Below are 15,117 nucleotides of genomic sequence, written 5' to 3' on the forward strand. Positions count from 1 at the left end.
TTATACACAAAAACATGAATAAATTAATCTTTCTGCTTTTTTTAGCAAGTTCGTTCTCTATTTTTTCTCAAGTAGATTACAGCGGTTCTTGGGAAGATTTCTACTCATATAACAACGTAAAGGATTTTGTAAAAGTAGATGCAACTATTTACGCTTTAGTAGATAATGCTATTTTTACCTTTAATGAAAATACTTTAGAAACTAAAAAGCTTTCGTCTATAAAAGGTTTGTCTGGTGAAACTTCGTCTTCAATTCATTACAGCACTGCTTTTAAAAGATTGGTTATTGGCTATCAAAACGGATTAGTTGAGGTAATTGACGAAAATGAAAATGTTACAATTTCTTCGGATATTGTAAATTTTAGTCAAACAGGTGAAAAAAGTATTAATCATATTTCTGAGTTTGGCAATACTTTATACTTAGCTACACCTTTTGCAATTGTAGAATATGATATTGAAAAATTAGAATTCGGAGACACTTTTTTTATCGGCAACGGCTCAACTTCTTTGTTGATTCATCAAACCATGATTTTTGATGGAAAAATTTATGCAGCTACCGAAGACGGAATTTTTAACGCATCGGTTACCAGTAAACTTCTAATAGATTTTAAGAATTGGCAGCAACAGTTTATTGGTCGTGATTTTACTAGTATTTCTTTTTTTAATAATCAGCTATATATTACCGAAGGCACAAAATTATTGAAACTTACAAATGGTACCTTAACGCTGGTTAGAGATTTTTTTGAAACTATTATTGGTTTGAAATCGTCGAGTACTAACGTAACGATTGCTTTAAATAAAAAAGCGATTGTTTTAAATTTATCAGAAAATCAAGTCGTTGAATTTGTCTCAAATTTAGAATTTGATTTTACCTTATTAAATGCTTTTTTTGAGAATAATACAATCTATCTAGCAACTAAAGAATTCGGAATTTTAAAAACCAGTTTGGCACAAGTAAATGTTTATCAAGAGATTCATCCCGAAGGACCTTTGTCTAACGATATTTTTTCAATAGCTGTAAAAGACAACAATCTTTGGGTAGTTTATGGCGGTTATGATGGTACATATACACCTATTTTAAAAAGACAAGGTTTTAGTCATTTTAATGGTAAAAATTGGATAAATACTAAGTTCAATCCTAATTTTCCTGTAATAGATTTAAACTATATTTCAATTGATCCAAATGCAGAAAACAAAGTATATATAAGCTCTTTTGGAGATACAGGCGCTATTAATAGTGTTTCTACAGGTGGTTTATTGGTGGTAGAAAATGATGAAATTAAAACTTTTTACAATCATTTAAATAGCGGATTAGAAGATTTAGAACCCACACAACCAAATAGAGTAACTTTAAGAATAAGTGGATCTGCTTTTGATAATCAAGGTAATTTATGGGTATCTAACATTCATAGAGATAGTGAACTTAAGAAACTATCTACAGCTGGTCAATGGACTAAATTTAACACCAGTTCTTTAAAAACGAATACGCAATTTGGTTTAAGTGAAATAGCGATTGATAGAAGTAATAATGTTTGGATGGGAACCAGAAGAAATGGTGTTTTTGTTTTTAATGAAAATGGCAATAGAAAAAGAGCATTGGTTGCAACTCCAAATCTTGGTAATTTACCAGATACAGATGTATTAACCGTAGCTGTTGATAAAAGTAATAGAGTTTGGTTAGGTACAAGATCTGGCATGGTTGTGTTTAGAAATGCCGCAGGAATCTTTGAGGCAGATGTTTTAAATGCAGAACCTGTAATTATTGAAGAAAACGGAGTAGGAGAGCGCTTGTTAGGAGATCAAAGAGTAAATTCTATTACCATTGATGGCGCAGATAATAAATGGTTTGGAACAGATAGTGGTGGCGCGTTATATACAAATCCTTCAGGGCAAAAAACAATTGCTAATTTTAGTAAAGTAAATTCTCCTTTACCATCTAATAGAATTTTAAAAATTAGAACCGATACTTCAAATGGTAAAGTGTATTTTGCTACAGAAAAAGGGATTGTGGCTTATAATAGTAAAGTTGCAGCTTTTGGTGAGGTTTTAGGCGATGTGTATGCATACCCAAACCCAGCGTTAAAAAACCATGAAACTATAACTATTGATGGCAGAAATGGAACGCATTTACCAAAAGGAACCAATGTAAAAATACTAGATGTTGCAGGTAATTTAGTCTACGAAACCAACGTTGTAGAAGGCCAAGAATTACAAGGAGGTAAAGTGGTTTGGAACAAAAAGAACCTAGCGGGTAAAAAAGTCGCTTCTGGTATTTATATTGTTCTTTTAGTAAATGATGATGCGTCTGAAACAACAACTACCAAAATTGCAATTGTAAATTAATGGCAGTTGTAACTACAAAAGCCATTATTTTAAGTTCTTTAAAATACGGTGATACAAGCTTAATTGTAAAATGCTACACGCAAGAAGAAGGTATTAAAACCTATTTAGTAAGAGGTGTTTTAAAGCCCAAAAAAGCTGGTTTAAAAGCAGCGTACTTTCAGCCCTTAACACAATTAAAAATTGTTGCCAATCATAACTCAAAAAACACTTTAAATTCTATAAAGGAAGTACAAGTAATACACCCGTATAAAACCTTTCATACAGATATTGTAAAGCAATCTGTTGCGCTTTTTTTATCCGAAGTATTGTCTAATTCTATACAAGAAGAAGAGCAGAATTTAGCGCTCTACGAATATTTAGAAACTGCATTTATCTGGCTAGATGTGCATGATAGAGTTGCGAATTTTCATTTACTATTTTTGTTAAATTTAACTGGTTTTTTAGGTTTTTACCCAGATACAACCGACAAAAATAAAAAAGGTTTTGATTTATTAGAAGGGATGTTTTCTGATCAAATTCATGAAAAAAATGTAATATCAAAAAATGATTTTTATCAATTTAAAAAGCTGTTAGGCATCATTTTTGATACACTAGAAAATGTTACTTACAGCAAAGAAGAAAGACAGCTGGTTTTACGGGTAATTATACAGTATTTTAAATTACATTTAGACAGTTTTAGAAACCCTAAATCTTTACAAGTCTTAGAAATCGTTTTTAGTTGATGATGAAGTATATCGTTTTAGTATTTGTGGTTTTTTTTAGCAGCTTAACATTTGCTCAAGAAATAAAAGTTTTAGATAAAAAAACTGGTAAAAAAGTAAATAACGTTACTATTTACAACAAGGATAAAACTATTAGTTTAACCACTAACGATTATGGTTTAGCTGATGTTTCGTCTTTCAAAGATGATGAAATAATTTTAATTTCTCATTTATCTTACTCAATTCGTAGTATAAAAAAATCAAATTTAAAGAAGCAAAATTTTACAATTTACTTAACCAAACAATCAGAAGAATTGGATGAAATTGTAATATCTGTTTTTAAGAGAGAAGAAAAAACAAAAAGAATTGCAGAACAAATAGCAGTGCTTACATCTAAAGATATTCAAAAAATATCTGCTCAAACTTCTGCGGATTTATTAGCAACGATTCCCGGAATTAAAGTTCAAAAATCGCAATTTGGAGGAGGAAGTCCGGTAATTCGCGGTATGGAATCTAACAGGGTTTTGTTGGTAGTTGATGGTGTTAGGATGAATAATGCAATTTACAGAAAAGGGCATTTGCAGAGTTCAATTACCATTGCACCAAATTTATTAGATAAAACAGAGGTTGTTTTTGGGCCGTCTTCTGTAATATATGGATCTGATGCTTTAGGTGGCGTAATTCATTATTATACAAAAACGCCTAAATTATCCGAAGAAGATAAAGTTTCTAGTCAGTTTTTTTCTAGATTTTCAACAGTAAATCAAGAAATAACAACCAATGTTTCTGCAGAAGTAAGTTTTAGTAATTGGGCATCTTTTACAAGTATTTCATATTCAGATTTTGGCGATTTAAAAGCGGGTAAAAATAGAAACCACGGTTTTTCTGATTGGGGGAAAGTATTTTACTATTCAGAGAATGTAAATGGCAATTACAACGAAAATCCGACGAAAAATGAAAACCCAAATTTTTTAAGAAATACAGGTTATAATCAAACAGATGTGTTACAGAAATTTTTTGTGCCACTGTCTAAAAATACCGACTTAAAAATTAATCTACAATACTCTACATCTTCAGATATACAGAGATTTGACCGATTAACAGAGTTAAAAAGTTTAACGGATGCATCTTCTTTAAAGTTTGCAGAATGGTATTACGGTCCTCAAAAAAGACTCTTAATTTCATCTCAACTAGATATTAACCCTTCTAAAAATTGGTTAGAAAGAGGAACATTAATTGTTGCTTACCAGAATTTACAAGAAAGTAGAATTCAAAGAAAATTTGGCAGTTTAGATCGTTCTTATAGAGAAGAAAATGTAGACGTTTTTAGTGTAAATGGCGATTTTTCTGTGCCTTTAACAGAAGATGAAACAAGAACCTTATCGTATGGGTTTGAGTTTGCGTACAACGAAGTTTCCTCAAATTCGTATGGTAAAACTTTAAATATTGTAAACGGAGAAATTAATGGTTTTTCGAATGATTTTAAGGTAGAATCACGCTATCCAGACGGAGGAAGTGAATACCTAAGTTCTGCATTTTATGTAGATTATAGACAAGATATTAACTCGAAATCAACTTTAAATTCTGGTATTAGATTTACAAATACAAATTTACATGCCATTTGGATTGATCAAACATTTATACAGTTGCCACAAACAGAAATTAGTTCTAATAACTCTGCGGTTACGGCAACATTGGGATACGTTTATAAGCCTAGCAGAAATTGGCAGTTAAATAGTGTTTTATCTTCTGGGTTTAGATCTCCAAATATTGATGATGTTGGTCGAGTTCGTGAAAAAAGCGGAGAAGTAACAGTGCCAAATATAGATGTAAAACCTGAGTTTGCGTATAATGCTGAAATCGGAATTCAAAAATATTTTAATCATAGAAAATTCCGTTTGGGAGCTAATGTGTTTTATACATTATTAGACAATTATATCATTAGAGATCACTTTACCATGAACGGAAGTGATCAAGTTTTATTTGATGGCGAATATGGCAATGCAGTAGCCAATCAGAACAGAGGTAATGCGTATATAACAGGGTATACAATTAGTTATTTGGGCAAACTGTCGAATACGTTTAACACATCTGGGTTTATAACTTACACAAAAGGAAGAACCTACGATACAGAAGAACCGATGTCTTCCATTCCGCCTTTGTTTGGTCAGTTTGAAATCAACTATACAAAAGATAAAATAGAGGTTGGTGCTGCTTTAAGGTTTAATAGTAAAAAAGATATTGCAGATTTTAATTTTACCGAAGGTATAGATAACCATGACTTAACACCGGTTGTTGATGCAAATGCTACGACTGATAAAGATATTTATTTTGGTACACCAAGTTGGATTACTTTTGGTGTAAATGGGCGTTACTCTGTGACTCAAAATTTTTCTGTACAAGCAAGATTAGACAATCTTTTAGATGAACATTATATTGAGTTTGCTTCCGGAGTTTCTTCTCCAGGTAGAAATTTATCGCTTTCTTTTGTGGCTAATTTCTAAATTATTTTAGTCTTTTACCTTCTTCTGTAAAATTATCTGATAAAGCTCTTTCTGTTTTTATAACACTTACTAAAAGCGATAACATTACTAAAATCATTGGCTGCCAAGTTAATTCTTGCACAGAAATGGTGGCTAAAATTAAAGCGGCTAAAAATGAGATACCTGCATAAATAAGAAAATTTTTATTAAATGTGGTGTTTGCAAAGACCCAAATTTCTTCATTTAGCATTGCTTTAAAAGTTCTGTAACCATATATTCTATTGATTTTTTTTGGCGGGAATTTCCAAAAAATAATACTCAATAAAAATAATAAACCATTGGTGGTTAAAACATATATAACAGAATCCATACTATTTAATTTTTTTTAATTTTGCTTACTGCTTACTGCTTACTGCTTACTGCTTACTTTTTCTTCGGTCTCATTAATCCTTCTTGCGCAAAAGAAGCAATTAATTCGCCTTTTCTGGTGTAAATATTCCCTCTACTTAAACCTCTTGCTCCAAAAGTATTAGGTGATTCAGCAGAAAACAACATCCAATCATTAAAATCAAAATCTCTAAAAAACCACATAGAATGGTCTAAACTTGCAGTTTGAGTATTGCCAAAATTATGTTCTTTTGCATTTGGGTTAAACGCAGCGTTTAGTACATTATAATCAGAAATATAGGTTAATATTTGATGTTTTAAACGTAAATCCATCGCAGGAATTTCACCTTTTAATTTAAACCAAATTTCTTCTTTTGCTGGTAAATTTTCTGGTTCTAAAGGATTAGGAACTCGAACCGGTTTAAAATCTATTGGACGTTCTATACTTAAAAAATGTTTGATACGTTTTGGTAAGAAATCTCCAAATTTAGCAACCATATCTTCCCAGCTTAATAATTCTTCTGGTTGCTTTATGCTGTTATTCATTGCTGTTTGATGTTCAAAACCATCTTCTTTTCTATGAAAAGAAGCCGCTAAAATAAAAATTGTTTTTTCATTTTGTTTAGCTGTAACTCTTCTCGTAGAAAAACTACCACCATCTCTAATTTCTTCTACATGGTAGTCTATTGCAATTGTTAAATCGCCAGCTTCTAAAAAGTAAGAATGCAACGAATGTAAAAAACGATTTTCTGATATAGTTCTATAGGCAGCATTAACCGCTTGTGCTAAAACTTGACCGCCAAAAACATTAGGACTGCCAATTGTTACACTTTCGCCAGAAAAAGTATTGTTATTAATTTGCTTTAAATTTAAAAGAGCTATTAGTTCTTTGCTATTTTTCATGGGGATTGTTTTCGTTTTTAAACGGAAATTTTTGTTGAAAAGGTGTAGGTTGTATACGCTGCAAAAATAGCTTTAAAATTCTGTTTGTGATGCTTTTTTTGTGACGAAAATACATCGTTAAATCTCGTGGTTCTGCACCAACAGAACTTTTAATTTCGCTAGCAGTTCTGCCAAAATTAATAGTTTTTAATTTTTTACTGATGGCAATTTCTATATAATCGTACAGCATTCTTTGATAAATTGCATACGTTCTATTTAGGTTGTAATCGATGCCAACAAAATGTGCGTCTAAAGAATTTTGATTGATAATTCCGGATATAAAACCAACAATTTTATCGTTTAGCCAATAGGTTTTTAAAATATAGTTTTCGCCAAAGTTTTCTTTGAGGCTTGTATACGTTTCTAGATTAAAATCGCCCAAATTAAAATCGGCATTCGAAGCTACTTTTTTATACAAAGCAGTCATTTCTGGTAATTGATTTGCTACCTTTTCTTGGGTAACATCTTCAATTTTAATCGCTGCGCTTTGTTTATAAGCTTTACGCGCTTTTACTCTAAACTTGGTTTTCATGGATGCTAAATAATCATCAAAATTTTGCCAGTTTGTATCCAAAGATAAAACCATGTTTGGTTCTACAGAAAAAGGATGATAATTAAAATCCTTTAATTCATCGGTAATTAATAGCGATTCGTTTCTAAAATCCTTCAATAAAAAAGCATCAATTTTTAGTTTTTTATCAGCATTTACAAAATGTAAAATTGCTTTTGCTAGTTCTTTAATTAGCACTTTCTTATCTTGATCTTGTTTGATGAAAACACCATGTTCTCCGCTAACAAATGTGTTGCCACAAATTAATAACTTTAAGGGTTTGTTATTAGGAATAATATGAAGTTTACGGCCAATACTCTTTACTTTTCGTATTAAAATTTCGATATCATTTTTGATCGCATCAATATTAAAATCAACAATTTGAATGGAAGAAAATGCAATTGGGTTTTTATCTTTATCCACTAAAACAATGTAAGAAAAAATAATTTTTGGATGATTTTTTTCAATTGCTTTCAAAAAACTTGGATGAAAATAAACGTTGTTTTCACAATCAAGATTGCGCCAGATTTCATCAGAAATTTCATCCACTGAAGAAAAGAATAAAGCGTTATTTGTATTTGAGCAGAAATTCAATAGTAGTTTATAAAGAGAGTTAAAGTTTCTAAAATTGTTGTTTTGTATGCTGTCGTTTTCTCTAATATAACTTCGTGTAAAGAAACCAACATACATTCAAATTATATTAAAGGTATAAAGATGGTAAAAAAAAATGAGTAGAAAAATTTTAGTCAAAAAATTAGCAATTATAACATTTCTTTAACAAAGTTGCTATTCATCTATAATTTGCCTGCCTAACTAAAAAAGTATCTTTGCAAGAAGACGAACTTTCTTTTTTTTCTTACTAAAGAAAGTGTAACTAATTAATTATGAGAAATATTATATTATCTGTTCTTGGTGTAGCTTTGGTTGTGGGTGCAATTTTGTTAGGAAATTATTTTATCGATAAAAATCAAAAACCAAAACCAATATTTAGCAAAACTATTAAAACTGTTTTTGTTGAAAATGTCGAGAATAAAGAGATTCCTATTATGTTGTCTGCTAACGGAGTTTTAGTTGCTAAAAACAAAATTGAAATTTTTTCGGAAGTTCAGGGCATTCTTCAATCATCAAATAAGTCGTTTAAACCAGGCGAAAAATACAGTAAAGGAGAAACTTTATTAAGTATAAGTAGTGATGAGTTTACGGCTGGTTTGCAATCCCAAAAAAGCAATTTATTTAATTTAGTTACTTCTATTTTACCAGATATACGTTTAGATTTTTCATCAGAATTTAATAAATGGCAAAGTTATTTACAAAGTTTTGATATTAATAAAGTTACACCAAAACTGCCAGTATTTTCATCGGATAAAGAAAAATATTTTATTTCTGGACGTGGCATTTTAACGGCCTATTATGCTGTTAAAAATTTAGAAGTTAGATTATCTAAGCACAATATTAAAGCGCCTTTTTCTGGAGTTTTAACAGAGGTTTTAGTTACTTCGGGAACTTTGGTTCGTTCAGGACAAAAATTGGGAGAATTTATAAATACCGATGTGTACGAAATTGAAGTTTCTATAAATTCAGAATTTGCAGATTTATTAAAAGTGGGTAATTCAGTAATGCTTTCAACTTTAAATAAATCTAAAAATTACACAGGTACAGTAGTGCGTGTAAATGGTAAAGTTGACCAAGTTTCGCAAACTATAAAAGTGTTTATTGATGTAAAACACGAAGATTTAAAAGAAGGAATGTTTTTAGAGGCAAATTTGGTTGCAAAATCAGAATCTGATGCTATTGAAATTTCAAGAAAATTATTGGTTAATAATCAGGCTGTTTATATTGTTAAAAACGATAGTCTTTTAACGCTTTTACCAGTAAATACGGTTTATTTTGGCGCAGAAACAATTGTTATAAAAGGATTAAAAAATAATGATAAAATTTTAACGCAAATTTTACCAGGAGCTATTGACGGTATGATTGTAAAAATTAACAAATAAGCTATGAAAAAAATCATTACTTATTTTATAAAATACCCAGTTGCCGTAAATGTAATGATTCTTGCATTTATTATTTTCGGAACTATAGGTGTTTTTAGTATGAAATCTTCTTATTTTCCATTAGTAGACTCGCAATTAATTAAAATTAGTTTGGTATATCCTGGTGCTTCTCCTGCAGAAATGGAAGAAGGCGTAATACTAAAAATAGAAGATAATTTAAAAGGGATCGTTGGTGTAGAAAGGGTAACATCTGTTTCTAGTGAAAATGCAGCTTCTGTGAATATAGAAGTAGAAAAAGGAAAAAATATTGACGTTGTTCTATCCGATGTAAAAAATGCTGTAGATAGAGTTCCTTCTTTTCCTTCGGGAATGGAACCTCCTGTTATTGCCAAAGTAGAAAGTATAAGACCTACTATTAGTTTTACCGTTAGTGGCGAAAATGTTTCTTTAAAATCGTTAAAACAATATGCTAGAAACATAGAAAATGATATTCGTGGTATTGATGGAATTTCACAAGTTACCGTTTCTGGTTTCCCTGACGAAGAAATCGAAATTTCTGTTCGCGAAAATGATTTAATTGCCTATAATTTATCTTTTACAGAAGTTGCAGATGCGGTTAGAAATTCAAATATTTTAATCACGGGCGGTAATATTAAAACTGTAGATGAAGACTATTTAATAAGAGCCAGCAACCGCTCTTATTATGGCGTAGAGTTGCAAAATTTAATTGTAAGAACCGAGCAAAACGGTACAATAATTCGTTTAAAAGATATTGCAAATGTTGGTGATGTGTGGTCAGAAAATCCAGATAGATTGTTTTACAATGGCAACCTTGCAATAGATATTACTGTAAGCAATACAAATAACGAAGACCTGCTATCAACCGCAGAAAAAATTAAAGATTACATTCATAAATTTAATCAACAAGAACAAAATGTAACTTTAAATATCTCTAGCGATGCTTCTGTTTCTTTAAACGGAAGAACAAAATTATTAGTAGAAAACGGTATTTTTGGTATCCTTTTAGTTCTGCTCTTTTTAGCTTTATTTTTAAACTTTAGGTTGGCAATTTGGGTTGCTTTTGGGTTGCCAGTAGCTTTTCTTGGGATGTTTATTTTTGCAGCACAATTTAGCGTTACTATTAATGTACTCTCACTCTTTGGAATGATTATCGTTATCGGTATTTTGGTGGATGATGGAATTGTAATTGGAGAGAACATTTACCATCATTATTACGATTTAGGAAAGTCTAAAATTAATGCAGCTATCGATGGAACTTTAGAAGTTATTCCGCCAATTATTTCTGCAATTTTAACCACCATTATAGCCTTCTCTACTTTTTTCTTTGTAGACGGTAGAATTGGAAGTTTCTTTGGGGAAGTTTCTTTAATTGTAATTTTAACTTTAGCCGTTTCTTTAATAGAAGCGCTTCTTATTTTGCCAGCGCACATTGCCCATTCTAAAGCACTAGACAGAAAACGTTTAGAAAAAGGAGAACAAAAGAAGACAAATAAGCTAAATGCTTTTTTTAATAAGATAAACGAAGTTGCAGATAAAGGCTTGGTAAAATTTAGAGACAATTATTATGTGCCATTTTTAAAGTTTTCTCTTAAAAACAAAGTTTTTTCATTTTGTGTACCCATTGCAATTGTAATTTTTAGTTTTATGGCAATTGAAGGAGGGATTGTAAAAACTGCCTTTTTTCCAAGAATTGCAAGTGATACTGTGCAGATTTCATTAAAAATGCCACAAGGTACAAATGAGCAAATTACAGATTCTATTATTTCTTTTATTGAACAAAAAGTATGGTTAACCAATAAAGAGTATACAGAAAAGCAAACAGGAAATATACAGGTAGTAGAGAATATAATAAAAAGAGTTGGTCCAGGAAGTGCAAATGCAACGCTAACTGTAAATCTTTTGCCAGGCGAAGCTAGAGATTTTTCGTCACCAGAAATAACCAATACTATTAGCGAAAAAGTAGGTAAAATTTATGGAATTGAAAGTTTGGTTTTTGGTTCTGGTGGTAATTTTGGCGGAAGTCCTGTTGCGGTTTCTTTATTAGGAAACAATATTAAAGAGTTAAAAGCTGCTAAAGAAGAGTTAAAACAAGAGTTTGAAAATAATGCCCTTTTAAAAGATATTACAGACAATGATCCGGCAGGAATTAAAGAAGTTAAAATTAGTCTAAAAGATAATGCGTATTTATTGGGTTTAAATTTACAAAGTATCATGGCGCAAATACGGTTTGGTTTTTTTGGTTTTCAGGCACAACGCTTTCAAAGAGGACAAGATGAAATAAAAGTATGGGTGCGTTATGATAAAGCAGACAGATCTTCTATTAAAGATTTAGATGATATGCGTATTTTAACCCCTTCTGGAAATAGAGTTGCATTTTCTGAAATAGCAAATTACACCATTGCAAGAGGTGATATTGCAATTAACCACTTAGAAGGAAAAAGAGAAATTCAAATTACGGCAGATTTAAAAGATTTAAAGACAAGTGCAACCGATATTTTAGAAGATATTAAAACTCGAATAATGCCGGAAATCTTGTCTAAATATCCAACAGTTTCTCCTTTGTACGAAGGTCAAAATAGAGAAGCAAATAAAACAACGGATTCTTTATTTGTAGTTGGTCCAATTATTTTATTATTAATTTATATTGTAATTGCGTTTACATTTCGTTCGTACAGTCAGCCAATATTATTAATGATAATGATTCCTTTTAGCATGATTGGTATTGTTTGGGGTCACTTTTTTCACGATTTTCCAATTGGTATTTTATCCTTTTTAGGAATTATTGCCTTAATAGGTATTATGGTTAATGATGGCTTGGTTTTGATTGGTAAATTTAATAGTTATTTAAAAGAAGGAATAACGTTTGACGATGCCTTAATAATGTCTGGTCAATCTCGTTTTAGAGCAATTTTCTTAACTTCATTAACTACTATTGCAGGCTTAGCACCGCTATTATTAGAAAAAAGTAGACAAGCACAATTTTTAAAACCGATGGCAATTTCTATTTCTTATGGTATTGGAATTGCTACTATATTAACTTTAGTAATGTTGCCATTACTATTATCTGTTTCAAATTCTATAAAAGTTAACATTAAGTGGCTAAAAACAAATAAAAAAGTTAGTAAAGAAGAGGTAGAAAGAGCAATTATAGAATCTAAATTTGATGAAAATGAAATTTAAAAAAACACCTATTTTAATCCTATTTATAGTAGCAAGTTTACAAGTTTTTTCGCAAGAAATACTCACTAAAAAAGAAGCGCTTAAAATTACTCTAGAAAATAACTTCGGAATTAAAATTGCCAATAATAATTTAGAGGTGGCTAAAAATAATACCAGTATTTTTAACTCTGGTTTTTTACCAACTGCGGCTGTTTCATCGGGTGCTAATTATCGAAGAGATAACCAAGATGTTACTTTTCAAGACGGTGCGTCTAGAAGTATAGAAGGTGCAGTAACAAAATCTTATAACGCATCATTAAATGTGAACTATACAATTTTTGATGGTTTAGGTCGAAAATACAATTATCAGCAATTAAAAGAAACGTATAACTTGTCAGAATTACAAGCTAGAGAAACCATTGAAAACACCTATTTGCAGTTGTTTACAAGCTATTTTCAAATAGCACGTTTATCAGAAAATGCAAATAATTTATCCGAAGCGTTAAGTATTTCTAAAAGACGTTTACTTAGAGCAAAATATCAATATGATTATGGACAATCTACCAAATTAGAAATGCTAAACGCAGAGGTTGATGTTAATAATGATAGTATTTTACTAATTACAGCTAAACAGCAATTAAATAATGTAAAACGTGGTTTAAATATTATTTTAGGCATTGATAAAGAAGTAAATTATGTTGTTGAAACAGATGTTGATTTTGCTAAAATTATGAATTTTGAAGATGTACAACAAAAGACCTTAGCTAACAATTCGCTCTTAAAACAAAATGAGCAAAATGTAGCAATTAGCGAGTTTAACATCAAAATTAATAAAGCAAATTATTTACCAACCTTAGATTTAAATACTTCTTATGGTTGGAACAAAAGTGAAAACCCTGTAACTTCATTCTTAGCAGGTGCAACTTCTAACGGATTAAATACCGGTTTAAGTTTATCTTGGAATTTATTTGATGGTGGAACCACAAAAACAAGAATTGCCAATGCTAAAATTGTGTTAGATAATCAGCAAATTTTATTAGAGCAGCAGAAAACCACCATTAACAATACTTTAAAAAATACTTGGGAAAATTATAATAATCAGCTTTTTATAATTGGCGCTCAAGATAAAAATGTGTCAACTGCACAAAACAATTTTGATAGAACAGAAGAGCGTTATAAATTGGGGCAAGTAACATCTATAGAATTTAGACAGGCTCAAATTAATTTTATAAATGCAAAAACAGCTTTAAATAATGCAATATTTGATGCCAAATTAATTGAATTACAATTGCTGCAATTAAGTGGGGATATTTTAAATGTTACCTTTTAATATATGACTTTTATCATATTTTAAAATAGCGGTAATTATTAATTTGCGGCATTAAATGAATTTTTATGAATCTTTTATGTGTTTTTTTAATTTCTTGGACTACAACAACCATACTAAAAGGTTTTTTTGTTTTGGGAATTATAGGATTGTTTGTGGCGTTTGCGCTTTTTAGATATAACAAGAACAATAATTTATAGCTACATAAAAATTTTCTTTATGCACACTTGAATGTAAAAAAGTTAGTGTATGATTTTTATCATATTTTATAAAAACACGAGTTATTAATTTTGTGATTTAAAAACAGAAAATGATGAATTACTTAAATTTACCCTTAGTTTCTTGGACCAATGGCACAATAATGATTGGTATTTTTGTTTTGGTGGTTATAGGCTTAGTTGTAGCTGTTTTTCTTTTGATGAATAGTGATAAGCCTAAAAATTAATTATCTCATCAATCAAAAGTTAGATTCATTTTCTTATTAGACTTTCTTTGCTTAATTTTATAGAAATTATTCTAATAATAAAAACACTCTTAATGAATCAGTTTGCTCTAAATTTTGGATATTTATTTGAAGATACTCTTATCGACGAAATAAAACAAATAGGTATTTACAAAGAGTTTGTTGCTGATACAACAATAATTGAAATAGGAGATTACATCAAAACAATGCCATTATTACTTAACGGAGCCATCAAAATTTTACGAGAAGATGAAAATGGTGATGAATTGGTATTGTATTATCTAGAAAAAGGAGACACTTGCGCCATGACACTTTCTTGTTGCATGGGCCAAACTAAAAGCAAAATTAGAGCAGTTGCAGAAACAGATGTAGAAATAATGATGTTGCCAAAAGAAAAAATGGCAGAATGGTTAGGTACTTATAAAACTTGGCAATCTTATATTTTACAAAGTTATCATAACAGAATGGATGAACTTTTAGAAGCCGTAGATACAATTGCTTTCTTAAAAATGGATGAACGCCTTTTTAAATACCTAAAAGACAAAGCAATGGTAACACATAGCGATGTTTTACAAGTAACTCACAAACAAATTTCGGAAGATTTACATACTTCTAGAGTTGTTGTTTCTAGACTTTTAAAAAAGCTTGAAAATGAAAGCAAAATTCAGCTTTTTAGAAATAGTATTAAAGTTTTAGAACTGTAACATAAGTTACCGTATACCAACTAAACAGATCTTATTTTTGTAAA

The 15,117-nt window shown here is 30.2% G+C and carries 11 protein-coding genes; 8 read left to right on the forward strand and 3 right to left on the reverse strand.

What is annotated here, in order from left to right; all coding sequences use genetic code 11:
• The first annotated feature begins 14 nt into the window (after positions 1-14).
• From porZ to BTO16_RS15075, 3 genes are read left to right on the forward strand one after another with little or no spacing between them, the layout of a single operon-like run.
• A complete protein-coding gene (gene porZ / locus BTO16_RS15065; RefSeq protein WP_105022471.1) occupies positions 15-2,342 on the forward strand; it encodes a type IX secretion system anionic LPS delivery protein PorZ in 2,328 nt (775 codons plus the stop codon).
• On the forward strand, positions 2,342-3,064 hold the full coding sequence (gene recO, locus BTO16_RS15070) for a DNA repair protein RecO (RefSeq protein ID WP_105022472.1): 723 nt from the start codon (positions 2,342-2,344) through the stop codon (positions 3,062-3,064). Before porZ ends, recO begins: the two co-directional genes overlap by 1 nt.
• A complete protein-coding gene (locus tag BTO16_RS15075; RefSeq protein WP_245892128.1) occupies positions 3,064-5,547 on the forward strand; it encodes a TonB-dependent receptor in 2,484 nt (827 codons plus the stop codon). The genes recO and BTO16_RS15075 overlap by 1 nt, the downstream gene beginning before the upstream one ends.
• A 1-nt stretch (position 5,548) precedes the next feature.
• Here BTO16_RS15075 and BTO16_RS15080 read toward each other — a convergent pair whose 3' ends face one another.
• Genes BTO16_RS15080 through BTO16_RS15090 form a run of 3 tightly spaced genes read right to left on the reverse strand, consistent with a single transcriptional unit; the run spans position 5,549 to position 8,095 of the window.
• A complete protein-coding gene (locus BTO16_RS15080; RefSeq protein ID WP_105022474.1) occupies positions 5,549-5,896 on the reverse strand; it encodes an SdpI family protein in 348 nt (115 codons plus the stop codon).
• Positions 5,897-5,949: 53 nt separating this feature from the next.
• A complete protein-coding gene (locus BTO16_RS15085) occupies positions 5,950-6,816 on the reverse strand; it encodes an acyl-CoA thioesterase (protein ID WP_105022475.1) in 867 nt (288 codons plus the stop codon).
• Positions 6,806-8,095, reverse strand: coding sequence for a peptidogalycan biosysnthesis protein (locus tag BTO16_RS15090; RefSeq protein WP_105022476.1), 1,290 nt, complete (start codon positions 8,093-8,095; stop codon positions 6,806-6,808). The genes BTO16_RS15085 and BTO16_RS15090 overlap by 11 nt, the downstream gene beginning before the upstream one ends.
• A gap of 194 nt (positions 8,096-8,289) precedes the next feature.
• Here BTO16_RS15090 and BTO16_RS15095 point away from each other — a divergent pair, with 194 nt between their 5' ends.
• From BTO16_RS15095 to BTO16_RS15110, 5 genes are all read left to right on the forward strand, one after another.
• Entirely contained in the window at positions 8,290-9,399 is a 1,110-nt protein-coding gene (locus BTO16_RS15095) for an efflux RND transporter periplasmic adaptor subunit (RefSeq protein ID WP_105022477.1), read from the forward strand.
• 3 nt (positions 9,400-9,402) lie between these two features.
• Positions 9,403-12,600: an efflux RND transporter permease subunit gene (locus tag BTO16_RS15100; protein WP_105022478.1), complete on the forward strand. Its 3,198-nt coding sequence runs from the start codon at positions 9,403-9,405 to the stop codon at positions 12,598-12,600.
• Entirely contained in the window at positions 12,590-13,909 is a 1,320-nt protein-coding gene (locus BTO16_RS15105; RefSeq protein WP_105022479.1) for a TolC family protein, read from the forward strand. Before BTO16_RS15100 ends, BTO16_RS15105 begins: the two co-directional genes overlap by 11 nt.
• A 307-nt stretch (positions 13,910-14,216) precedes the next feature.
• Positions 14,217-14,351: a hypothetical protein gene (locus tag BTO16_RS17995; RefSeq protein WP_262503070.1), complete on the forward strand. Its 135-nt coding sequence runs from the start codon at positions 14,217-14,219 to the stop codon at positions 14,349-14,351.
• A gap of 92 nt (positions 14,352-14,443) precedes the next feature.
• Positions 14,444-15,073 carry a Crp/Fnr family transcriptional regulator gene (locus BTO16_RS15110; protein ID WP_105022480.1) on the forward strand — a complete coding sequence of 210 codons (630 nt, stop codon included), beginning with the start codon at positions 14,444-14,446 and terminating at the stop codon, positions 15,071-15,073.
• Positions 15,074-15,117 lie beyond the last annotated feature (44 nt).

This window comes from Polaribacter glomeratus (assembly GCF_002954665.1).
Lineage (GTDB): Bacteria > Bacteroidota > Bacteroidia > Flavobacteriales > Flavobacteriaceae > Polaribacter > Polaribacter glomeratus.